The organism is Collinsella sp. TF09-1AT (genome assembly GCF_003436895.1).
Taxonomy (GTDB): Bacteria; Actinomycetota; Coriobacteriia; order Coriobacteriales; family Coriobacteriaceae; genus Collinsella.
Genome location: NZ_QSRC01000003.1, coordinates 141,648 through 163,743, shown reverse-complemented (window position 1 = coordinate 163,743; position 22,096 = coordinate 141,648). Strand labels below are relative to the sequence as shown.

The following is a 22,096-nucleotide window of genomic DNA, read 5'->3' as shown; positions in this document are numbered from 1 at the left end:
AAGTCTGTCCCCAATCAACAGATGGCTCCATATCGCTCAAAAGAAAAAGCCTCCATAGGTTTCCCCGCGGAGGCTTTTGTGACAAAGATTACTCGTCGACGTCAGTATTGCCGTCGGCCTTCTTTGCGTCAGCAGTCTCGACATCGTCAGCATCCTCAGATGCGACGTCGGCATCCTCCTGCATGGCCGCCTGCGCAAATGCCGCGGCATCGGCCGCCAGCTCCTCCTCGCTCATACGAGGCGCACGCTTCTTGGTCGGCATGCCGGCCGCCTTGGCATTGCGCTCCTCCTTGGCTGCCAGGATATCGCCCTCGCGCTCAAGGTAGGCATCCCACTCGTTGTCGAGCAGGGCGTTCACGGCGTCGCCTTCGACGGTTTCGCGCTCAAGCAGCACCTTCGCCATCAGGTCAAGCTGATCGCGACGAGCATCCAAAATCTCGACCGCACGACGATGGGCCTCACGCATAATGCGCTGGACCTCAATGTCGATGCGACGCGCCGTCTCCTCGGAGTAATCCTGGTGATCGGCGTAATCGCGGCCCAGGAACACCTGATGCTGCGCCTCGCCAAACACCTGCGTGCCCAGCTCCTCGCTCATGCCCAGACGCGTGACCATCTCGCGCGCCATCTTGGTCGCGCGCTCCAGATCGTTGCTCGCGCCCGACGTGATGTCGTCGCACATGAGCTCCTCGGCAACGCGACCGCCCAAGAACACGGCAAGCTCGTCGAGCATCTCGTTCTTGGTCTTGAGGAAGTGGTCCTCCTGCGGAAGCTGCAGCGTGTAGCCCAGGGCCTGGCCGCGACTGACAATCGAGATTTTGTGGACCGGATCGGAGTGCTCCAGGATGTGACCAACCAGGGCGTGACCGCTCTCGTGGTAGGCGATCGTGGTGCGCTCGGCCTCGGTCATCACGCGACCCTTGCGCTGCGGACCGGCAATCACGCGCTCCATCGATTCCTCGACCTCGTCCATCGAGATCACGGAACGATGGCGGCGGGCAGCCAGCAGCGCAGACTCGTTGAGCAGATTTGCCAGATCGGCACCGGTAAAGCCAACGGTCATCTGGGCGAGTTTCTCAAACTTCACGTCCTCGTCCATCGGCTTGTTCTCGGCATGCACGCGCAAGATCTGCTCGCGGCCCTTCACATCCGGACGGTCGACCGTGACCTGACGGTCAAAACGACCGGGACGCAGCAGCGCCGGATCCAGAATGTCGGGGCGGTTGGTGGCGGCGATCAGGATGACCGACTCGCTCTCCTCAAAACCGTCCATCTCGACCAGCAGCTGGTTGAGCGTCTGCTCGCGCTCGTCGTGACCGCCGCCCAAGCCGGCTCCGCGCTGACGTCCCACGGCATCGATCTCATCGATGAAGATGATCGACGGGGCCTGGGACTTGGCCTCCTTAAAGAGGTCGCGCACGCGGCTGGCGCCGACGCCCACGAACATCTCGACAAAGTCGGAACCCGAGATGCTAAAGAACGGCACGCCCGCCTCGCCGGCAACGGCCTTGGCCAGCAGGGTCTTACCAGTACCCGGAGGGCCAACCAGCAACACGCCGCGCGGAATCTTGGCGCCCAGCTTTCGATAGCGATCCGGATCGCTCAAAAAGTCGCGAATCTCCTCGAGCTCCTCGACCGCCTCGTCCACACCGGCAACATCCTCAAACTTGACCTTGGGGCGCGTTGCCTCGTTGGTCTTGGCGTTGGTCTTGCCAAACTGCATGTTCCTGTTGTTGGCGCCCATCATCTGGCGCATAAAGTAGAACATGATGGCGATCAGGGCGATCGTCGGCAGCGCGCTCATCGCCAGGTCGCCCCAAAAATCGGGGTCATTGGTGTTGACGATGTACTTGGTATCGGGGTGCTCCGCCATAAGCTCGGCAAGAGAATCGGAGCCGACATAGGTCGAGGAGAAGCTCTTGAGCTCGCTCGTGTCGCCCTTGTCCTTTTTTGTCTTCCAGTAATGACCCGCCACGCTTCCGTCTTGAACCGTATAGGTCAAATCTTCGACGCGATCCTGCTTAATGGCGTTGACCATCTCGCTCGTCGCGAGCTTTACGGTATTGCTGGAATTGGCAAAGCCGGAGCCCATGTTAAAGAAGGCGTAGCCCAGAAGCGCGCAAGCCAAAATAAAATACAGCCAGCCCGTACGCGTGGGCTTCTTGCCTCCGGGCATCCCCGGGATCTTAGGCTCCCGGGGAGTCTGGGAATTGTTATCGTTACGGTCGTCGGGCATCTTACGAATAAACCTCCGGTTTCAAAATGCCCAGATACGGAAGGTTACGATAGCGCTCGGCATAGTCGAGGCCGTAGCCCACCACAAAGGCATCGGGGCAATGGGTTCCAACATACTTGGGCGTGACGGCCGAGGCACGGTCCTCAACGTCCTTCCACAGGAAGGCGGCGACCTCCAGAGAAGCGGGCTTGCGGCTCTCGAGGTTCTTCATCAGATACTTGAGCGTCAGGCCCGAGTCCAGAATGTCCTCGACGATCAGCACGTCGCGGCCACGGATGTCGATATCCAGGTCCTTGATGATACGCACGATGCCGGAGGACTTCACGCCGTCGCCGTAGCTCGAAACAGCCATGAAATCGATGTTGGTCGGCAGCTCGATCTTGCGCATCAGGTCGCCCATAAAGACCACGGCGCCGCGTAGGACCGCGATCAGCACCAGATCCTTACCCACGTAGTCGCGAGTAATCTGCTCGCCTAGGCGAGAAACGATACCGTCGATATCCTCCTGCGTAAACAGAACCTTCTCGATATCCGGATGTTGAGAAGCCATGACAACCCTTTCTTGTGCTTATCGCCCACACACCGCCGTATGGACGCGAACTACACATTCTAGCAGCGCACGGGGTATATTTACCAGCCCGTGCGCCATCAGCGCGGGAATACCGTCAACGTCGCACAGAATAGTAGGCGCAAGGCGCTATTCCGCATCGACTACGCGGAGCAGATATGCCACGCGCGTTGCGGCCGTGCATTTAAAACGCTCGTCGGCCCGAACGCCCGCAACCCACACCACGGCTCCCCCCGGAGCCGTTCTTACCACGGGCACGCCAGAGCGTTCGGAAACGGGAATGCGCGCCTCGTTGAGCAGGTCGGACACTTTCTTGCTTCGACCACTCATTCCCAGCGGGCACATCACATCCCCCGGCACAGGGTTATCCACCCACAAGCGCGCCGATCGAGCCTCAGCGGGAATCTCTCCGCACGAGCCAGCGAGCATCCGATCGCTATCGCGGTCGGCAAAGCCCAAGGCCGCCGCATCCACGATAGCGGCCACCTCTCCGGCAGCCACAAGCTCGCGGGCTCGATGCACGACATCGTATCCCGGCTCAACGGCCATCGGCTCGGCCACCAGCATACGCCCCGCCCCCAAAGACAGGCGCCCGGGAACGGAGATCCAGTCGGCAACTAAGCCCTCGCGCGCCACCGGGGCCTTGAGTGCCAGCATTCCAAACTCCACGCGCGCATCAATTCCCGCCGGGAGTGTGACCGAGCCCGCACCCTCGGCAACACAGGCGAGCACGCGCTCCACATGCCGCATCTCCGGCCGAGCATCGGGGTCGATGCGCTTAATTGCCAGTCGTACGATGCGCCGGGCAATCACCACCTCGGCCGCGGCAAGGCGGCGCGCGTCGAGGACCAGCGCACCCGCCACTTCCTTGCGCAGGCAGCTTCGAAACGCCTGAGCCGAAAGCTGAGACAAAAACGCATCCTCGTCGCCCAGGATCTCGCAAGCGGCACCAATCGTCTTGCAGACGTTCGCGTTGCGCTGTGCCACCACCGGCATCACCCGGTGGCGCACATAGTTGCGCAGGTACGAAACGTCCTCGTTGCTCTCATCCTCCCGCCACAGCTGGCCATGCACCTGCAGATAGTTCACGAGCTCATCATGCGTGAGGTCGAGCAAGGGGCGTACCACGATGTTCCGACGGCGTGGAATGCTCGATAGACCAGCGGGCCCCGACCCCTTAATCGCATTCATCAAAAACGTTTCCGCGCGGTCCGATGAGGTGTGCGCCGTACAGATGCGGGCCGCCGTCCGCGGTGCGCCCGTCTGGGCGCAGAGCTCACGAACGTATCTCCGTGCCGCGGCATAGCGTACCTCGCGGGCAGCCGCCTCGATATTGCCCGATTCATCATCAAAATAGGCATGCTCAACACACAGCGGCAAGCCATATTGCGCGCAGAGCTCGCGCACAAAGGCCTCGTCGCCATCGGACGCCTCACCACGCAGGTGATGATTTACATGCAGTACGTGCAGACGCTCGCGCGCAATGGAAGCGACGCCGCGCCCGTCCATGATATCCAACTTTGATGTGCATGCCATAAGAAGCAAGGCCGTCGAGTCCGCACCACCTGATACCATGAGCACCACAGGAGCAGCCGTCTGCCGCGTCGCCAGGGCGTAATCATCCGCCCTCGACGCAGCATGATGTCCATAGTGCTGAGATACCGTTGGCATTCGCTTCCTCCTCTATTCGTCCGCACCCATTGTATCCTTTGGAATCTTATGTCTCGCCTGCACCTTCATATCCTCGGCAGCGGCTCAAAAGGCAACTGCGCGCTCATCGAGGGGCCGCAAGGTCTCATCATGATCGATGATGGCCTGTCCCGCCGCGAGACACTTAAACGCATGGCGGAGCTCGGCCTCTCGGCAGACGACGTTGCCGCGCTTGTAATTACCCATGAGCACACCGACCACATCAAAGGGCTCGATGTATGGTGCAAGCACTGGCATGGTCCCCTCTTTGCCAGCAGGGGCACGCTTTCGTGCAAAGAAACCCTCGCACATCTACCCGTAGAGGAATTTGACCCCGGCGACACGCTTTCCATTGCCGGCATCCGCGTACGAACCTACCCAACATCGCATGATGTCATCAATCCTGTCGGTTATCGATTCGACACTTTCGATGACTCCATTGGCTTTGCCACCGACACCGGAGAGCTAACCAAACAAGCTATAGACACCCTCGAAGACTGCCGAGTTCTTGCACTCGAGAGCAACCACGATGTGGCCATGCTGCGCCAAGGAGATTACCCCCGCTTCCTCCAAGATCGAATTTTATCTGCAAAAGGCCATCTCTCTAACGACCAAGCCGCCGGCGCAGCGCGTGGGCTCGTCACCGATCGCACCGAACAGCTCATTGCGATGCATATCAGCCAAGATAACAATCGCCCGAGCCTTACCGTCAAAAGCTATGCCAAAGCTCTAGCCGCAACCCTGGATGACGAGGTCGGCAGTTCCGCCACCCTTCTCCAAGGATCGCGAAAACTCTCGATACGCCCCGCAAGCCAGCATCGACCAGCAACCATTCAATAGTCGTCCCAGACAGCAAAAAGGGCCGGGAATCGCTTCCCAGCCCCTTTTGTTGTCTTTTAATAGCGCGGAGCACCAACGAAGTTAGTCGATGGAGATCTTCGTAACGTTCTTCTTCTCGACGATCTTGGGAACCGTTACGGTCAGGATGCCGTCAGCATACTTAGCCGAGAGGCCCTCGCTCGAAGCGTCCTTGAGATACACGCCACGCGTCGCGCTGTACGAGCTGAACTCCTTCTGCAGGAAGTTCTTGCCCTCGTTCTCCTCGTCCTCCACAACGTTCACGCTAATGGACAGACGGCCTTCATTAAGCTCAACATCGATGTCATCCTTAGCCACGCCGGTCAGATACGCCTTGACCTCATAACCATCGCCCTTGTCCTCGACATCAACGGGAAACGCCTTGGAAGCAATCGAGTTGTTTGCAAGGTCGGTCATGTCATCAAACAGATCGAACAGCGAGCTAGCAGAAGGACGAACGCCAAAAACCGAACGATAAGGAACCATGCTTGCCATGTTTACCACTCCTTTTAAGGACTGCCGAGCCATCTTCTAAGTGACTGGGACTTCTTTTGACGCTCTTATATATGCCCAGCCGCTTCTTATATATACATCGACTATAAAGTTTTTTGAGTCTAGTAGTATAAGTATATCTAAGTCTTATTGACTAAGGTTTTGTCTGATTAGCGGAATTTGAACTAAGACTTAAATAATGTATGCAATCTCATCAAAACTAGACGGCTGACTTACAATGGGCGCATAAACGATATTGATGGCGAACTAAGGGCATCATGGACGATCAAAAACAGTACAACACGCTTATGCCGGAGCAGGACGAAGTTTCCAGCCCGCAACCGATTCGATTCCATCGCCCCCACATCTCGCAAGAGCCCATTAATGATCCAGAGCCCGAGTATGTGACGAGAAACCGATATCAAACACTCGAGGATGCCCAAACGGGACGTAAACATATGGGCGTCGCCTCGGGAGACCCTGTATATCTGAAAGACGCACCATTATCTAACAACAGCGCAGCTAGTGATGGGCCACTGAAAGCATCCGCCGCTCATCAACAAAGAGGTCCTCGACCCAAGCAAACCTTGACGCACTCGGCTCGCTATCTCGAAACGCCAAAACAGGGAAAATCGATCTTCGTTTCGTCAAGTAAACGACGCAAGCAGCATCGACTGACAATCCTGCTTTTGATCATTGTGGCCATAGCAGTTGCCCTCGTTATTCGATTTATTATCTTTAAATAAAAGCTTAGTACCAAAAACGATAAGATCATCTGGGGTAATTGAGTCATTTACGCCTCGTAAACGCAAAAAAGGGGGAGGCCGCGAGGCCTCCCCCTTCTAAGTTCGCTGACGGCTCGGTGCCGTCCACCGGTCAGCGGCGCCCTGGCCTCCCACGGGCTGGCCCCGCAGTACTCTCGGCGCGATGGGGCTTAGCTTCCGGGTTCGGAACGGGACCGGGCGTGCCCCCCATGCTCTGGCCGCTGACCGGTGGGCGGCGCCCACCGTTACGGTGTCCGGTGTCTCTTCACGTGCCCTGGGGGCCGCATGGCGCATAGGAGGAGTCGACTCGGGGGCATCCTCGTGCCCGGACCGCGCATGGAGCGCTCAGTCCCGCGGGCCGCGAGGTGCGGTTCCGGAAGAGCTCGGGCGATTAGTGCGGCTCGGCTGAGGCTGTCGCCAGCCTTGCACCTGCCGTCTATCGACCAGGTAGTCTACCTGGGCCCTTACCGGAAGGAGAACTAATCCCTGGAACGGCTTCCCGCTTAGATGCCTTCAGCGGTTATCCGCGCCGCACGCGGCTACCCGGCCGTGCCGTTGGTCGACAACCGGTTCACCGGAGGTGCGTCCACCCCGGTCCTCTCGTACTGGGGGCAGCCTCCATCGATTCTCCTGCGCCCACGGAGGATAGGGACCGAACTGTCTCACGACGTTCTGAACCCAGCTCGCGTACCGCTTTAAACGGCGAACAGCCGTACCCTTGGGACCTGCTCCAGCCCCAGGATGCGATGAGCCGACATCGAGGTGCCAAACCTTGCCGTCGATGTGGACTCTTGGGCAAGATCAGCCTGTTATCCCCGGAGTACCTTTTATCCGTTGAGCGACGGCCCACCCACTCGGGGCCGCCGGATCACTAGAGCCTGCTTTCGCACCTGCTCGGCTCGTGGGCCTCGCAGTCAAGCCCGCTTGTACTCTTGCATTCAAAAGGACGGTTGCCGACCGTCCCGAGCGGACCTTCGCGCGCCTCCGTTACCCTTTAGGAGGCGACCGCCCCAGTCAAACTGCCCGCCTGGCACGGTCCCCGAGCCGGTTGACGGCCTCGGGTTAGGACGCCGGTCGCGCGAGGGCAGTATTCCAAGGGCGGCTCCCCGGGGGCTGGCGCCTCCGGATCGATGCCTCCTGCCTATCCTCTACACGCGGGACCAGCGGCCAATGCCAAGCTGCAGTGAAGGTTCACGGGGTCTTTCCGTCCTTCCGCGGGTAAGTCGCATCTTCACGACCAGTGCAATTTCACCGGGTCCATGGTCGAGACAGCGCCCAAGTCGTTGCGCCTTTCGTGCAGGTCGGAACTTACCCGACAAGGAATTTCGCTACCTTAGGACCGTTATAGTTACGGCCGCCGTTTACCGGGGCTTGGCTTCGGGGCTTCGCGCGGTGCGCTAACTCCTCCGCGTGACCTTCCGGCACCGGGCAGGCGTCAGACCCTATACGTCGCCTTGCGGCTTCTGCAGAGTCCTGTGTTTTTGGTAAACAGTCGCTTGGGCCTCTCCACTGCGGCCCGCCTCCGCTCCCGGAGCAAGTCCGTTCACGTACGCGCGGGCACCCCTTCTCCCGAAGTTACGGGGCCATTGTGCCGAGTTCCTTGACCATGGTTGACCCGATCGCCTCGGTATGTTCTACCCACCCACCTGTGTCGGTTTGCGGTACGGGCGCGCACGCGCCTGCCTAGGGGTTTTTCTAGGGACCTCGGGCTCACTCGCTTCGCTCAGTCGCTTCGTCCGGAGCCTCGCCCTGTGTGCGGACCGGATTTCCCTGGTCCGCGGGCCGCGCTCCATCACGGGGACGTCCAGAACCCCGCCGAGCCACCCCCATCCGTCGCCCCGTCGGTCGTAGCGCCGCGTGCGCGGTGCAGGAATGTCTGCCTGCTGCGCGTCGGCTACGCCTCCCGGCCTCGCCTTAGCCCCCGACTGACCCTGGGAGGATTAGCCTTGCCCAGGAAACCTCGGGTTCACGGCGGACGAGTTACTCTCTCGTCTCTCGCTACTCATGCCAGCATTCTCACTCCCATGCGCTCCACCGCCGGTCGCCCGGCGGCTTCACCGCCCATGGGAAGCTCCCCTACCGATTCTACTTAGGTAAAATCCCGCCGCTTCGGTGTCCAGCTTAGCCCCGTGTATTGTCGGCGCATGTCCACTCGACCAGTGAGCTGTTACGCACTCTTTGAATGCATGGCTGCTTCTAAGCCAACATCCTGGTTGTCTGGGCGGACGCACATCCTTTGCCACTCGGCTGGAACTTGGGGACCTTAGCGGGCGGTCCGGGCTGTTTCCCTCTCGAGCACACAGCTTAGCCCACATGCTCTGACTGCCGCGCTCTGGGCCGCCGGCATTCGGAGTTCGGTTGGATTCGGTAGGCGGCGAAGCCCCCTCGTCCATCCGGTGCTCTACCTCCGGCGGTGAACGCGCGACGCTAGCCCTAAAGCTATTTCGGGGAGAACGAGATATCTCCGGGTTTGATTGGCCTTTCACCCCTATCCGCAGGTCATCGCCGCCGTTTTCAACCGACGTGCGTTCGGCCCTCCACGGGGTCTTACCCCCGCTTCAGCCTGCCCACGGATAGCTCACCCGGCTTCGCGTCCGCGGCGCGGGACTCAAGTCGCCCTGTTAAGGCTCGCTTTCGCTACGGCTCCCTTCCGGTTAACCTCGCCCCGCGCCAGCGACTCGCTGGCTCATTCTACAAAAGGCACGCCGTCACACCATATAGGTGCTCCGACTGCTCGTGGGCGCACGGTTTCAGGTACTGTTTCACTCCCCTCCCGGGGTGCTTTTCACCTTTCCCTCACGGTACTGGTGCGCTATCGGTCACAGGGTAGTACTCAGGCTTGGATGGTGGTCCACCCAGGTTCGGACCGGGTTTCACGTGCCCGGCCCTACTCAGGGACCGCGTCGCGCCGTCCGGTCTGGGTTCGCGTACGGGGCTGTCACCCGCTGCGGCCGGCCCTCCCATGCCGTTCCGCTCCCCAGCCGGACCTGCGCCCGGGGGCGGCAGCCCCCGGATGCGCGGCCCTGCAACCCCGCCGGCGGAACCCCTGCCGGGTATCCCCGCTCGACGGTTTGGCCATCGGTCCCCTTTCGCTCGCCGCTACTCGGGGAGTCTCGAGATTGATTTCCTCTCCTCCGGGTACTTAGATGTTTCAGTTCCCCGGGTTGTCCTCCCCGCCCCTATGCGTTCGGGGTGGGGATATGCACACTGCTGTGCATGGGTTCGCCCATTCGGAGACCCCCGGGTCGAAGGATGTGTGCTCCTCGCCGGGGATTATCGCAGCTTGCCGCGTCCTTCATCGGCTCCCTGTGCCAAGGCATCCGCCGTGCGCCCGTGGTATCTTGCGGGACCGCTCCCGGGCCCGCGGGATATCCACGTGTCGCTAAAGTTAATTAATCGATATCATGAATAGCGCTCGTATGTCGCAATTCGGGTATCTCATACCGCGGCACAGTGTCTTCACTGTGCTCGCGATCAGATGCTCCTCACTCATAAATAAGTGAATTCTTCTTGTTTGGATCGGATGAATGATTGCTATCATTCTGTCTGATAAATCGCAGAAAAGAATCGAGTCTGGAAGAATGATCTTCCATCTCTCTCCTATCGCTATGCGGCTCTCAAGGTACGCGGGTGCGACCCCGGGGACCGGGTGCTGCGGGGACTTATCCTGGCGGACATCTACCGGACGGGCTCCTGCCCTCTAATTCGAGTTAAAGTGTTTTCTCTCTAAGAATGTATCTCCCTAGAAAGGAGGTGATCCAGCCGCACCTTCCGGTTGGTACGCGGGTGCGACCCCGGGGACCGGGTGCTGCGGGGACGTATCCTGGCGGACATCTACCGGACGGGCTCCTGCCCCCCATTCGAGTTAAAGTGTTTCTCTCTAAGAATGAATCTCCCTAGAAAGGAGGTGATCCAGCCGCACCTTCCGGTACGGCTACCTTGTTACGACTTCACCCCCCTCACCCTCCACACCTTCGGCGCCTCCCCCCTTGACGGTTGGGCCGGCGACTTCGGGTGCAGACGACTCGGGTGGTGTGACGGGCGGTGTGTACAAGGCCCGGGAACGCATTCACCGCGGCATGCTGATCCGCGATTACTAGCAACTCCGACTTCATGGGGGCGGGTTGCAGCCCCCAATCCGAACTGGGGCCGGCTTTCCGGGATCCGCTCCCCCTCGCGGGGTGGCATCCCTCTGTACCGGCCATTGTAGCACGTGTGCAGCCCAGGGCATAAGGGGCATGATGACTTGACGTCGTCCCCGCCCTCCTCCGCCTTGACGGCGGCGGTCCCGCGTGGGTTCCCGGCATCACCCGATGGCAACACGCGGCGGGGGTTGCGCTCGTTGCGGGACTTAACCCAACATCTCACGACACGAGCTGACGACAGCCATGCACCACCTGTATGGGCTCCTCTCGGCCACGGGGTCTCCCCCGCTTCACCCATATGTCAAGCCCTGGTAAGGTTCTTCGCGTTGCTTCGAATTAAGCCACATGCTCCGCTGCTTGTGCGGGCCCCCGTCAATTCCTTTGAGTTTTAGCCTTGCGGCCGTACTCCCCAGGCGGGACGCTTAATGCGTTGGCTGCGGCACGGGGGGATCGCCCCCCCACACCTAGCGTCCATCGTTTACGGCTGGGACTACCAGGGTATCTAATCCTGTTCGCTCCCCCAGCTTTCGCGCCTCAGCGTCGGTCTCGGCCCAGAGGGCCGCCTTCGCCACCGGTGTTCCACCCGATATCTGCGCATTCCACCGCTACACCGGGTGTTCCACCCTCCCCTACCGGACCCAAGCCGCGGAGGTTCCGGGGGCTTCGGGGGGTTGAGCCCCCCGCTTCGACCCCCGGCCTGCCGGGCCGCCTACGCGCGCTTTACGCCCAATGAATCCGGATAACGCTCGCCCCCTACGTATTACCGCGGCTGCTGGCACGTAGTTAGCCGGGGCTTCTTCTGCAGGTACAGTCTCTTCTCTTCCCTGCTGAAAGCGGTTTACGACCCGAAGGCCTCCGTCCCGCACGCGGCGTCGCTGCGTCAGGGTTCCCCCCATTGCGCAAGATTCCCCACTGCTGCCTCCCGTAGGAGTCTGGGCCGTGTCTCAGTCCCAATCTGGCCGGTCGGTCTCTCAACCCGGCTACCCGTTGTCGGCACGGTGGGCCGTCACCCCGCCGTCTACCTGATGGGCCGCGGAGCCATCCCCTCCCGTCGGGGCTTTAGCCGGGGTGCCATGCGGCACCCCGGGGTATCCGGTATTACCCGTCCTTTCGGGCGGCTATCCCGGGGGAGGGGGCAGGTTCTCCACGTGTTACTCAGCCGTTCGCCACTCGCTTCCACCCGGAGGTGGGTGCCGTTCGACTTGCATGTGTTAGGCGCGCCGCCAGCGTTCATCCTGAGCCAGGATCGAACTCTCCGTCCAAAATGTATGGGCTTCGAGCCCGTCCGGTCCTCACAACTTTTACGCTGATCGGTTCCGTTCGATTCATATGGTTCTGTTTGATAGGAAAAGGAATTTCTCGGGGCCGCCTCTCGGCGGCCTTGCGAAAAACAAATCCAAGTCAGACCATTTCAAATGGTTCGATGTCTGCCCGGATGCGACACATCTGTTGTGTCCATCCTCGCAGTATCCGGTTCTCAAGGTGCACGCCTGGCGGCTGATCCGGTCCGACCGGTCCGCGCGGCAAGGAGATATATTGCCAGACCGGAGGGGCCCCGGGGGCGGGAATCACGCACTCCATATTTTGTTCACAAATGAATAGAACCCTCAGTTGCTTCACTGAGGCCGTATTCGAAGCAAGAGCTTCTGATATTGGCGATGACCAGCTGGTTTATAGGTGTTAAGGCATCGGTCATCTCTGGAGCGCCACTTTACTCCAAAAGCATCAGCTATTTGTTTCCCGTCGGTAAAAGGCAGGTTTTGTTCGCCAAGCGTTCTTATATATAGAGAAGTTCGGGTTCGAACCCGTAGCTCGGCAACAGAAAGCGACCAACCGGAGTCGATCGCCTTCTGTTCTATGGTGGGCCGTCAGGGGTTCAGCCTGCTCCGCAGGCGGCCGCTGCGGCGCTTTCTCGCCTCGCGCGCTGCGCTGGCAAACGCTCTCGCGTTTACTCAGCTCCGCGCCCCGACGGGTTCGAACCCGTGTACCTGCAACAAAAAAGCGGCCGGCATCCGCCAGTCGCTTTTCTTTTCTATGGTGGGCCGTCAGGGGTTCAGCCTGCTTCGCAGGCGGCCGCTGCGGCGCTTTCGCGCCTTGCGCGCTGCGCTGGCAAACGCTCACGCGTTTACTCAGCTCCGCGCCCCGACGGGTTCGAACCCGTGTACCTGCAACAAAAAAGCGGCCGGCATCCGCCAGTCGCTTTTCTTTTCTATGGTGGGCCGTCAGGGGTTCGAACCCTGGACCTTGGGATTAAAAGTCCCCTGCTCTGCCAGCTGAGCTAACGGCCCGCGGGTGGCATTGTACCACGGTCTGGGTCTATTCCCAACTCCATTGGCCGTTCTGGAAAATCACAACTTCACGTCCATCAGGCGTAATGCCCGTAATATCGATGTCGTCCGTGCCGATCATAAAGTCGACATGCGTGCTCGAGACGTTAACGCCATGCTCCAGGAGCTCCTCCTTGGACATGTCATACCCGCCCTCGATGCACTCGGGGAAGCCGACACCCAGCGCAAGGTGGCAGCTGGCGTTCTCGTCATAGAGCGTATCGTAGAACAGAACGCCACTTTCGCGGATCGGCGTGTTCTTGGAAATGAGCGCGACCTCTCCCAGATGAGCAGCGCCCTCATCGGTATCGATGATGCTCGCAAGCGTCGCCTTGCCCACGCGGGCGTCGTAGTCCACCACACGGCCGCCCTCGAACTTAATCCAAAAATCGTCGACCTTGTTACCGTGGTGGATGAGCGGCATGGCCGAATACACGATACCGTCGGCACGCATGCGATCGGGCGAAGTGAAGACCTCCTCGGTGGGAATGTTGGGGAAGAAGGGATGTCCATCGGGCGTCTTGCCCTTGCCGCCGGCCCACTCGTGACCTTTCGTCATGCCAATCGTCAGATCGGTTCCGTTCGAAGCGGTGTAGTGCAGGCAATCAAATTGATTATCGTTTAGGAAACGCAGGTTCTTTTCGAATGCGGCGTCATGGAGTTCCCAGTCGCTCTCCGGGTCCTGGCCATCGGCGCGAGCGGTGTGCAGAATCGCATTCCACAGCTTATAGATTGCAACCTCATCGGCGTCTCCCGGGAACACCTCGTGCGCCCAAGCCACGACCGGAGCGCCGGCGATGCACCACGGATTGATGTTGTAATCCAGCCCACGGCGGAAAACTTTGCACTGCGTATTCCTCGCCTTGGATGCCGCGGCCGGCTTGGCTGGATCGATGCCCTTGAGGGCTGCGGGATCCGCACCCTCGATAAAGATAAAGCAGGCACCGTCCTGGGCCAGGGAATCCAGCTGCAGGCGCTTCCACTCGGGCGTCTGCTCAAAATAGCTTTTATCGACATGCTCGTACGTGAGCCTCGTCACGGCATCATCGGCCCAAATGACCGTCACGTGGCCGGCGCCGGCAGCATAGGCCTCCGCGACCACCACGCGCGCAAACGGCGCGCACTCGACCGGAGACTGAACGACGACTTCCTGGCCGGGCTTGACGTTTACGCCCTTGCAGACAACCAGGCGAGCGTAGTTTTTAATCTTGGGCTCCAGGGCCTTCATGCCCTCCAGAGCTTCTTCAACCGTCAGGGCAGCTCGAATCATGTGCCACTCCATCTATCTATAGAACAGTAAAAAGGCGCGCCGCAAAAACGACGCGCCTTATATCTTAGCGATATGTATGGATACAAACGCTACTTCTTCTTGGAGTCCTTCTTGTCCTCCTCGGCAGCCGCGCGCTCGATAAGGGCGTTGAGCTTGTTCTCGGACATGCCCTCGGCCTGCGTGCGGTACATGTTGCGCAGGGGACGAATACGAATGAAATCGTAGATAAAGTCACCCAGAATGATGACATAGGACAAAACGATGCCGACCATCTGGACGGGGCTGGACACCATGCCAGCGGGAGCGAAGTACAGCGAAGCCCAAATGGCCACGACGAGCACCATACCGATGGCGAGCACGGCCCACCAGATGCGACGGCGCTTGGTGTAGTCCTCATCCTGCTTGAGGAGGATATTCGACACCGTATAGATGCGGTCCTCCTTGGCGCGCTGCTTAGCCTTGCGGGCGCGCTTCTCCTCTTTAGAGAGGCCCTCGAGGTTCTCACCCTTCTCGAGCTCTTTGCGGCGTGCCTTAGACGAAGCCGGCACGACGCGAACGGAGCTCGCTGCTTGGCGGGCGGGCTTAGCAGATGCGGCAGACTTGCGCGCAACCCCGGTAACCTCGTGGGATTGCGTGCGCTTGTTCGTGGCGCTGCGGGTACTCACTTACGCGTTCTCCTTCATGCTTGTGAACTGGGAGCCCGTGATGATCTGGAAGGCCTCGCGATAGCGCTCGGACGTGCCATCGATGACCTCGGCGGGCAGGTGCGGGGTCTCCCCCGTCATATCCCAGTTGGCCTTGAGCCAATTGCGGACGAATTGCTTGTCGTAGCTAGGCTGGATCTTGCCCTCCTCGTAGCTGGCAGCAGGCCAGAAACGGCTGGAGTCGGGCGTGAGGCACTCGTCGATCAGCGTGACCTTGCCATCTATGACACCAAACTCAAACTTAGTGTCGGCAATGATGATGCCACGGGTCGCGGCGTACTCAGCAGCGGCCTTGTAGATCTTGAGAGACAGGTCACGAATCTGCGTGGCGATGTCCTCGCCCACGATCTCGCAGCAACGCTCGAACGAGATGTTCTCGTCGTGGTCACCGATCTCGGCCTTCGTGGACGGCGTGAACAGCGGCTCGGGAAGCTTGGAAGCCTCGATCAGGCCCTCAGGCAGCTGGATGCCGCAGACGGTGCCGTTCTCGTCGTAGGTCTTCTTGCCCGAACCGGTCAGATAGCCGCGGACGATGCACTCGATAGGAATCGTCTGGGCCTTCTTAACCAGCATGGCGCGGCCAGCGAGGTAGTCACGATACTCAGCAAACTCCTCGGGGAAATCCGCCGGGTCGATGGAGACGAGATGGTTGGGGACGATATCGGCAAACTTGTCGAACCAGAACGCCGAGATGCGATTGAGCACCTCTCCCTTAAACGGAATCTCGTCGGGAAGAATGAAGTCGAACGCAGAAATGCGGTCGGTGGCGACCATCAGCAGGTTTTCACCGGCATCGTAGATATCACGAACCTTGCCACGGGAATCCGGACGACGCTCCATCGTTGTCACGTGAGTCACTCCTTACCTAAATACGACAGAAATGCGGGTTCTTTCCCACACGTTTTCGCAAACTCGGAGCGGCAGGGACGCGGCCCCTCCTTCACCGAATAGCGAAAAGCTAGTGCTCCATTGTAGTAGATGCCGCGTCCGCCGTGTGCTCGCGGGGCAGATGAATTGTAAAAGTCGTACCCTTTCCAAGCTCCGACTCCACGGATATGTAGCCATGGTGACGCTCGACGATCTGCTTGGTCACGGCGAGGCCAACGCCCAGGCCGCCAGCTTCGCGGGCGCGGCTGGCATCGGCGCGCCAAAAACGGCCGAAGATGCGCGACAGATCGTCCTTGGCAATGCCGATACCGGTATCCGAAACGGCAATACTGACATGCTTGCGGTCACTGAGCACCGACACCACGACCCAACCGCCCTCGGGGGTGTAGCGCATGGCGTTGCTCATGAGGTTGATGACGCATTGCGTGATCATATCGGGGTCGGCCTCGACGACATCATCGTGACCTTGGGTCTCGTCTGCAAAGCGCAAGCGCAGATCGCGGTCGACAAACAGGCGCTCCTGAGCGTTGACGATGGAGCGCACGAAGGGGACCATGTCCACCTGCTCAAGGTTGAGCGGCGCCGTGCTGTTTTCCATGCGCGACAGGTCGAGCATCTGCTGCACCAGACGGGCAAGTCGACGCGTCTCGGAAGCAACGGTTTCCAAATGCTCATCATCGGTGGGATACACGCCGTCCTGCATGGCCTCGACCGTTGCAAGCATGGCCATAAGCGGTGTGCGAAGCTCGTGCGCGACATCCGAGGTCAGGCGCTTTTCGTGCTTCATATCCTTCTCGAGCGAGGTGGCCATCTCGTCAAAGGTCTCACCCAGCTGATCGATTTCGTCATCGCCGCGCAAGCCCGTGCGAGCGGATAGATCGCCATCGCGAATTTGCTTGGCCGTGCTGGTAATACGATGAATCGGCTTGGTGAGCATGCGCGACATGAGCGATCCGATAACGACCGAGATGCAGACTGCCACAACCGCGGCAAGGGCCATGGCGTTAAAGGTCTTCTCTCTAAACGCAGAATCTGCCTTGGTGAGCAGGGCGTCGGAGCCGATGGCCCATAGCTTTACCTGTCCGACATGCTCGCCGGAAGACGTTATGATTTCGACGTTGGCAACACTATCGGAGTCGGTGGGCGCCGACGAAACCGGGCTATGCGAGGCCTTTTTACCGCTCGAGCTGCTCGACGCCGATTCGCTCTCGCGCACATCGGCGGTCGCACTTGCCGAAGGCCATGAGTCGTCATAAACGATCACGCCCTTTTTGTTGACGACCTGCATGCCCAGATCGTCGGACACCAAACTCGATGTCGCGACCGTGCGCAGCTCGCCCGCCGTCCAATTGCCGTTTTCCTCGTACGACGTCGCAAGCTTTTCGGCGGCAGAATTGGCGATCTCAACGATATTGGAACGCGTGTAATCCGAAAAGACGGTGCCCCATACAACGGAGACAACGCCCACCAGCACCAATACCGTCATGAGCGACGTCAGGGCAAAAGCCAGGGCCATACGCGAGGGATAGCTCATCGTTGGCCGTGAATCGGAACGAGGCGTGTTCCAACTTGCTTTGGAACCCGCCTCGTTTTCCTGCTTGTGCTTTTGTCCGATTTCAAAGCGCGCAGGTGTCATATGTGATTTCCCTATTTCTCGTCCGCCTTATCGGTCTTGGCCGGGGCCTCGAAGCGATAGCCAACACCGTGGACGGTGTAGAGCCACTTAGGCTTCTTGGGGTCGTCGCCCAGCTTGGCGCGAAGGTTCTTCACGTGGCTGTCGATGGTGCGCTCATAGCCCTCAAAGTCGTAGCCGAGAACCTTCTCAACCAGCTCCATACGGTTGTAGACACGACCGGGATGACGAGCAAGCGTGGTGAGCAGCTTAAACTCGGAAGCGGTCAGGTCCACTTCCTTGTTCTCGACCAAAATCTTGTGGCCCGAGATATCGATGACCAGATCGCCGAAGTCGAGTACCTCGACGGCGGGCTCGTCGGCCTGATGGGCACGGCGGAACAGAGCGCGAACGCGCGCAACAAGCTCGCGCGGCGAGAACGGCTTGATCAGATAGTCGTCGGCTCCGAGCTCGAGGCCGATAATACGGTCCTCGATCTCGCCCTTGGCGGTAAGCATGATAATAGGCACATCCGAGGTGTCGCGAATGGTGCGGCAAACGCGCTCGCCGGGAATCTTAGGGAGCATGAGGTCGAGCACGACCAGGTCGAACTGATGCTTCTCGAACTCCTCGATAGCAGACTGGCCGTCGCCCACGCCCACAACCCAATAGCCCTCGCGCTCGAGATAGGCAGCGACAGCGTCACGGATTGCCTTCTCATCCTCGACCAGCAGAATCTTTTTTGCATCTGAAGCCATAACACGGCCCCCCTGTCTCAATTAGCTAAGAACAAGCCCATTTTAACGCACCTATGCCCACCGAGCACCGCTGCAGTGCGGCGGCTCGGCGGGCGGTACTCACAATTACAACGCGTTTATTCCCCCGTTGGCGCCTTTTTAACCCCTCGGTACTAAAGAGAGAATAGGCGGGCAGTGACCGTCTCGGGGATTCCCTGGCTGTTGCGTACCGTGGCATAGGTCAAAAACGTATTCGATTTACCCGCCGTAGCTGGATAATCGCCATATTCAAGGGCGCGGTCGGGCGACAGCAGCGAGCCATAGGTTTTGGCGGAGGTATCGATCAGAAAATGCGATGCCTGAACCTTAACCAGATATTTGTTCTTCCTGCCGGCAGCACATGCAAGCGGCTCACGCGACAGGAATAGGAAGGTCCCGTTCTCGTTGCCAATATAGGTGCCCATGTTTCCAAGACTTCCCACGCCGTTATAGGTCGCCTCGATGGAGAACACAAATGTGTCACCCATATATACGGCCTCAAAGGGAGACACCGAGGAGGGAAGGACCAGCTGAGCCCTTTTGGTATTGTTGCCGTCCGTCAGGTCAATCGCCGTCATGCCGTAGTAGACACCCTCGTCATTGCGCACGCGCGGGGATATGGTCAAGATACCGTCACTCACGCGCGGGGCAGATGCAAAGCGACCCGTTGACTTCCAAATGGTCTCGACCTTTGCCTCATCGAGCGAACGGCGGTAGCAATACGAATCGCTACTCGTCTTATTTCCGCCCGTTGAGGGCATCTTGTACCAAATGACAGACGATTCGAACGCCGTAAACATCGGCGGATCGTAGTCCTTGCCGCCTCGGTCGAGCTCAACCACATCTCCGACAAGCGACGCGCCTGCCATACTTTGCGCATAGAGCTTCCATGACGAGTTCGCAAAGTTCATCTCGACCCAAGCAAACACGCCATCGCCGGCGCGGACATCGTAAAACGAATATCCCGTACCTTCGACGGGATCCTCGATAAGCGTCGTGAGCGAGCCATCGCCCAGGTTGAGCACACCAAGCGTATTGGCATGCAGGGCAGAAGCAGGCGCCATCATCGCGGCAGCGTAGTCACCATCGCAGTAGTACAGTAGCGTGCCCAGCGGCAGCGTCCACGAGGCCGCAGGCTCAAGATCGATATCAACAGCTTCGTACTCATCCGTAATCGAGACAATCTTTGAGTCGTCTTTGATAACCTGTGGCTCGCCGGCAGCGTCGTCGCTGGTACCCGTTTTCTTTGAGCATCCGGCAAGCACCGTGGCAGCGCCCGCGGCAGCCCCTCCGAGCACAAAGCCGCGGCGCGATATTCCGTTCTTGATCTGGTCGGCGATACTCATTAGGCGATCTCGGCGCGAGCGGCCTCGATAGCGCGCGTGAGCTGATCGGCGCAAGAAGTCTTCTTCATACCGCAGGTATTACCAGCGAGAACCTCGATGACGCGATCGGCAGGAGCGCCCTCGACCAGCTTGGAGATAGCCTTGAGATTGCCGTTGCAGCCACCGGTAAACTCGACGCCCACCACCTTGTTGCCGTCATCGGACAGGTCAAGGTGAATATTGCGAGCACACACGCCCTGAGGCTTGTAATCAAACGAAATCATGCGATCCTCTCTCAGAATGTTATTCGAGACGACTATTATCCCCGTCTTTCCCTAAATGCAACGAGGCGCTTTGCCGGCAACACACATTACCAGCAAAGCGCCCTAAAAAGCTAACGTTATGCCCGAACCTACTCGAAGCTCAGCTGCTCCAGGCGATCGAAGACCGTGTCGATACGGGTGAGGAAGTCCCACGGATCAAAGATCTCGTCGAGCTTCTCCTGGCTGACGGTGCAGCGCGGGTCGGCCTCGAGACGCTCCTTAAAGGTGGGACCGGAGACGCAATCCTGCACCTCGTGCCAGGTAGCCATGGCGTTTTCCTGCACGATGGCATAGGCATCCTCGCGGGTGATGCCCGTATCGACGAGGGCCAGCAGGACCTTGGAGGAGAAGATGAGGCCGCGAGTCTTGTTGAGGTTGGCCATCATGCGAGCCGGATACAGCTGCAGGCCGTCGATAACGCGGATAAGGCACTGGAACATGTGGTCGAGTGCGATAAAGCTATCGGCCTGGGCGACGCGCTCGGCAGAGGAGTGCGAAATGTCGCGCTCATGCCACAGGGCGACATTGTCGAAGGCAACCTGGGCATTGGACTTCACGACGCGCGACAGGCCACAGACCTTCTCCATGGTGATGGGGTTGCGCTTGTGCGGCATGGCGGAGCTGCCCTTTTGGCCCTTGCGGAAAGGCTCCTCGGCCTCGAGCGTATCGGTCTTCTGCAGGTTGCGGACCTCGGTAGCAATGCGCTCGCAGGTGGCCGCTGTAGTGGCAAGGACGCCGGCCAGGTAGGCATGATGGTCGCGGCTGATGACCTGCGTGGACAGCGGATCGTGAACCAGACCCAGGTGCTCGCAGACATATTCCTCGACAAACGGCTCGATGGAGCTATAGGTACCGACGGCACCCGAGATAGCGCCAAAGGCAACGTTCTTGCGGGCGTCCTCAAGACGATCCAGATCGCGCTTGAGCTCCCATGCCCAAGAGCCAAACTTCATACCGAAGGTCATCGGCTCGGCATGGATGCCATGGGTGCGACCGGCACAGAGCGTGTTGCGCTCCTCGAAGGCGCGGCGCTTGCAAATCTCGCCGAGTTTTTTGACGTCCTCGATAATCAGGTCACAGGCCTGGGTGAGCTGGTAGCACAGAGCCGTATCGCCCAGGTCGGAGCTGGTCATGCCATAGTGAACCCAGCGGCTGGGCTTGGGGTCGCCCTCGGGGACATCGGCGTCGATGTACTCCTTCATGTTGGTCAGGAAAGCAATAACGTCGTGGCGCGTGACTTCCTCGATCTCGTCGACCTTTGCCTTCTCAAAGTTGGCGTGGTCGCGGATCCACTGGGCTTCGTCTTTAGAAATGCCGATCTTGCCGAGCTCCGCCTGGGCCTCACAGGCCAGGACCTCGATCTCCTGCCAAATGGCGTACTTATTCTCGAGGGAGAAGATGTGTCCCATCTCCGGGCGGGTATAGCGATCGATCATAGCGGCTCCTTTTTGGTTATTGGCACGTTGGTCGTAACCCAACCATTGTACCGTGCGCGGGTGCGAGTATGGACAGTAGGCATGAACCTAACATTTTGGAATTGGAGCGGGCAACGGGACGTCCGCGCGCCCGCGTCGCGGACGCGCACCGGCTGTGGGCGATCTCCTCGGATTCACGGAGACGATGGGGAGGCTTTGTTGAATTGGCCGTCCCGAGGTCTCCCACGCTCGATGGAGCGGGCAACGGGACGTCCGCGTATTTGCTTCGCAAATCCGCACCGGCTGCGGTCGGCATGCTCCGGTCCACGGAACCGCTGAAGGAGACCCGGTCGAGCCGTGTGTCCCAGCGTCTCCCTTTGCTGGGGGAGCGGGCAACGGGACGTCCGCGTATTTGCTTCGCAAATCCGCACCGGCTTCAGGCGCCTGCCGGCGCCTTCGCCTGCTCGCTACAAACGCTTCGCGTTTGCTTTACGCTCGCACCCTGTCGGGTTCGAGTCCCGGCACTTTATTGAAAAAAGCACGGCACCGTGATGGTGCCGTGCTTGTGCTCTTAACTGGAGCGGGCAACGGGACTCGAACCCGCGAGTGTCAGCTTGGGAAGCTGATGCCTTACCACTTGGCGATGCCCGCTTGTGTGTTGGCTAGTATAACGCGGTTGTCTTGTTCGATACAAGGGTGGCGAT

14 protein-coding genes, 2 tRNA genes and 3 rRNA genes are annotated in these 22,096 nt (G+C 59.6%); 2 read left to right on the top strand and 17 right to left on the bottom strand.

The features are described from left to right. Positions 1 to 88: 88 nt before the first annotated feature. The 3 genes from ftsH to tilS form a co-directional block, all read right to left on the bottom strand. Positions 89 to 2,236 carry an ATP-dependent zinc metalloprotease FtsH gene (gene ftsH / locus DXC90_RS03880; protein WP_117734838.1) on the bottom strand — a complete coding sequence of 716 codons (2,148 nt, stop codon included), beginning with the start codon at positions 2,234 to 2,236 and terminating at the stop codon, positions 89 to 91. 1 nt (position 2,237) lies between these two features. Then, a complete protein-coding gene (gene hpt / locus DXC90_RS03875) occupies positions 2,238 to 2,786 on the bottom strand; it encodes a hypoxanthine phosphoribosyltransferase (protein WP_117734837.1) in 549 nt (182 codons plus the stop codon). Positions 2,787 to 2,933: 147 nt separating this feature from the next. Next, entirely contained in the window at positions 2,934 to 4,475 is a 1,542-nt protein-coding gene (gene tilS, locus DXC90_RS03870; RefSeq protein WP_199406605.1) for a tRNA lysidine(34) synthetase TilS, read from the bottom strand. A gap of 48 nt (positions 4,476 to 4,523) precedes the next feature. Here tilS and DXC90_RS03865 point away from each other — a divergent pair, with 48 nt between their 5' ends. Further along, the gene (locus DXC90_RS03865) at positions 4,524 to 5,333 is read left to right on the top strand and encodes an MBL fold metallo-hydrolase (protein ID WP_117734836.1); all 810 of its coding nucleotides are present in this window, start codon (positions 4,524 to 4,526) and stop codon (positions 5,331 to 5,333) included. A gap of 81 nt (positions 5,334 to 5,414) precedes the next feature. On the opposite strand, the gene DXC90_RS03860 is transcribed toward DXC90_RS03865, so the two are convergent. Further along, positions 5,415 to 5,846 carry an Hsp20/alpha crystallin family protein gene (locus DXC90_RS03860; protein ID WP_055251783.1) on the bottom strand — a complete coding sequence of 144 codons (432 nt, stop codon included), beginning with the start codon at positions 5,844 to 5,846 and terminating at the stop codon, positions 5,415 to 5,417. 275 nt (positions 5,847 to 6,121) lie between these two features. Between DXC90_RS03860 and DXC90_RS03855 the strand changes: the two genes are divergently transcribed. Continuing rightward, positions 6,122 to 6,589 (top strand): hypothetical protein, encoded by a 468-nt coding sequence (locus DXC90_RS03855; protein WP_117734835.1) that lies wholly within the window; start codon positions 6,122 to 6,124, stop codon positions 6,587 to 6,589. Positions 6,590 to 6,717: 128 nt separating this feature from the next. Here the strand turns inward: DXC90_RS03855 and rrf are convergent. From rrf to DXC90_RS03790, 13 genes are all read right to left on the bottom strand, one after another. Then, a 5S ribosomal RNA gene (gene rrf, locus DXC90_RS03850) occupies positions 6,718 to 6,833 on the bottom strand. Between the two features lie 145 nt (positions 6,834 to 6,978). Next, positions 6,979 to 9,954: ribosomal RNA gene (locus DXC90_RS03845) — 23S ribosomal RNA — on the bottom strand. Positions 9,955 to 10,507: 553 nt separating this feature from the next. Then, positions 10,508 to 12,014, bottom strand: a 16S ribosomal RNA gene (locus tag DXC90_RS03840). The 16S, 23S and 5S rRNA genes sit together here, the layout of an rRNA operon. Positions 12,015 to 12,964: 950 nt before the next feature. Beyond that, positions 12,965 to 13,040, bottom strand: a tRNA-Lys gene (locus tag DXC90_RS03835). 28 nt (positions 13,041 to 13,068) lie between these two features. Continuing rightward, positions 13,069 to 14,349 (bottom strand): aminopeptidase, encoded by a 1,281-nt coding sequence (locus tag DXC90_RS03830; RefSeq protein ID WP_117734834.1) that lies wholly within the window; start codon positions 14,347 to 14,349, stop codon positions 13,069 to 13,071. An 89-nt stretch (positions 14,350 to 14,438) separates the two neighbouring features. Continuing rightward, positions 14,439 to 15,014, bottom strand: coding sequence for a hypothetical protein (locus tag DXC90_RS03825; protein WP_117734833.1), 576 nt, complete (start codon positions 15,012 to 15,014; stop codon positions 14,439 to 14,441). Beyond that, complete coding sequence (locus tag DXC90_RS03820; RefSeq protein WP_117734832.1) at positions 15,015 to 15,893, bottom strand: phosphoribosylaminoimidazolesuccinocarboxamide synthase; 879 nt, start codon at positions 15,891 to 15,893, stop codon at positions 15,015 to 15,017. A 118-nt stretch (positions 15,894 to 16,011) separates the two neighbouring features. Next, positions 16,012 to 17,577, bottom strand: a complete 1,566-nt coding sequence (locus tag DXC90_RS03815) for a cell wall metabolism sensor histidine kinase WalK (protein ID WP_117734831.1) — start codon at positions 17,575 to 17,577, stop codon at positions 16,012 to 16,014. 11 nt (positions 17,578 to 17,588) lie between these two features. Beyond that, positions 17,589 to 18,311, bottom strand: a complete 723-nt coding sequence (locus tag DXC90_RS03810; protein WP_117734830.1) for a response regulator transcription factor — start codon at positions 18,309 to 18,311, stop codon at positions 17,589 to 17,591. A gap of 152 nt (positions 18,312 to 18,463) precedes the next feature. Further along, the gene (locus tag DXC90_RS03805; RefSeq protein WP_117734829.1) at positions 18,464 to 19,675 is read right to left on the bottom strand and encodes a twin-arginine translocation signal domain-containing protein; all 1,212 of its coding nucleotides are present in this window, start codon (positions 19,673 to 19,675) and stop codon (positions 18,464 to 18,466) included. Then, positions 19,675 to 19,938, bottom strand: coding sequence for a TIGR03905 family TSCPD domain-containing protein (locus DXC90_RS03800; protein WP_117629999.1), 264 nt, complete (start codon positions 19,936 to 19,938; stop codon positions 19,675 to 19,677). Before DXC90_RS03800 ends, DXC90_RS03805 begins: the two co-directional genes overlap by 1 nt. 128 nt (positions 19,939 to 20,066) lie before the next feature. Beyond that, positions 20,067 to 21,413, bottom strand: a complete 1,347-nt coding sequence (purB, locus tag DXC90_RS03795; RefSeq protein ID WP_055251306.1) for an adenylosuccinate lyase — start codon at positions 21,411 to 21,413, stop codon at positions 20,067 to 20,069. Between the two features lie 555 nt (positions 21,414 to 21,968). Then, positions 21,969 to 22,043, bottom strand: a tRNA-Gly gene (locus DXC90_RS03790). Positions 22,044 to 22,096: the final 53 nt, after the last annotated feature.

What these genes read in the sequence shown, in the direction of transcription:
- DXC90_RS03830 (WP_117734834.1), bottom strand. Translation starts at nt 14,349, where the DNA reads ATGATTCGAGCTGCCCTGACGGTTGAAGAAGCTCTGGAGGGCATGAAG.
- DXC90_RS03820 (WP_117734832.1), bottom strand. Translation starts at nt 15,893, where the DNA reads ATGGAGCGTCGTCCGGATTCCCGTGGCAAGGTTCGTGATATCTACGAT.
- DXC90_RS03800 (WP_117629999.1), bottom strand. Translation starts at nt 19,938, where the DNA reads ATGATTTCGTTTGATTACAAGCCTCAGGGCGTGTGTGCTCGCAATATT.
- DXC90_RS03855 (WP_117734835.1), top strand. Translation starts at nt 6,122, where the DNA reads ATGGACGATCAAAAACAGTACAACACGCTTATGCCGGAGCAGGACGAA.
- DXC90_RS03815 (WP_117734831.1), bottom strand. Translation starts at nt 17,577, where the DNA reads ATGACACCTGCGCGCTTTGAAATCGGACAAAAGCACAAGCAGGAAAAC.
- hpt (WP_117734837.1), bottom strand. Translation starts at nt 2,786, where the DNA reads ATGGCTTCTCAACATCCGGATATCGAGAAGGTTCTGTTTACGCAGGAG.
- tilS (WP_199406605.1), bottom strand. Translation starts at nt 4,475, where the DNA reads ATGCCAACGGTATCTCAGCACTATGGACATCATGCTGCGTCGAGGGCG.
- DXC90_RS03865 (WP_117734836.1), top strand. Translation starts at nt 4,524, where the DNA reads ATGTCTCGCCTGCACCTTCATATCCTCGGCAGCGGCTCAAAAGGCAAC.
- DXC90_RS03805 (WP_117734829.1), bottom strand. Translation starts at nt 19,675, where the DNA reads ATGAGTATCGCCGACCAGATCAAGAACGGAATATCGCGCCGCGGCTTT.
- ftsH (WP_117734838.1), bottom strand. Translation starts at nt 2,236, where the DNA reads ATGCCCGACGACCGTAACGATAACAATTCCCAGACTCCCCGGGAGCCT.
- purB (WP_055251306.1), bottom strand. Translation starts at nt 21,413, where the DNA reads ATGATCGATCGCTATACCCGCCCGGAGATGGGACACATCTTCTCCCTC.
- DXC90_RS03860 (WP_055251783.1), bottom strand. Translation starts at nt 5,846, where the DNA reads ATGGCAAGCATGGTTCCTTATCGTTCGGTTTTTGGCGTTCGTCCTTCT.
- DXC90_RS03810 (WP_117734830.1), bottom strand. Translation starts at nt 18,311, where the DNA reads ATGGCTTCAGATGCAAAAAAGATTCTGCTGGTCGAGGATGAGAAGGCA.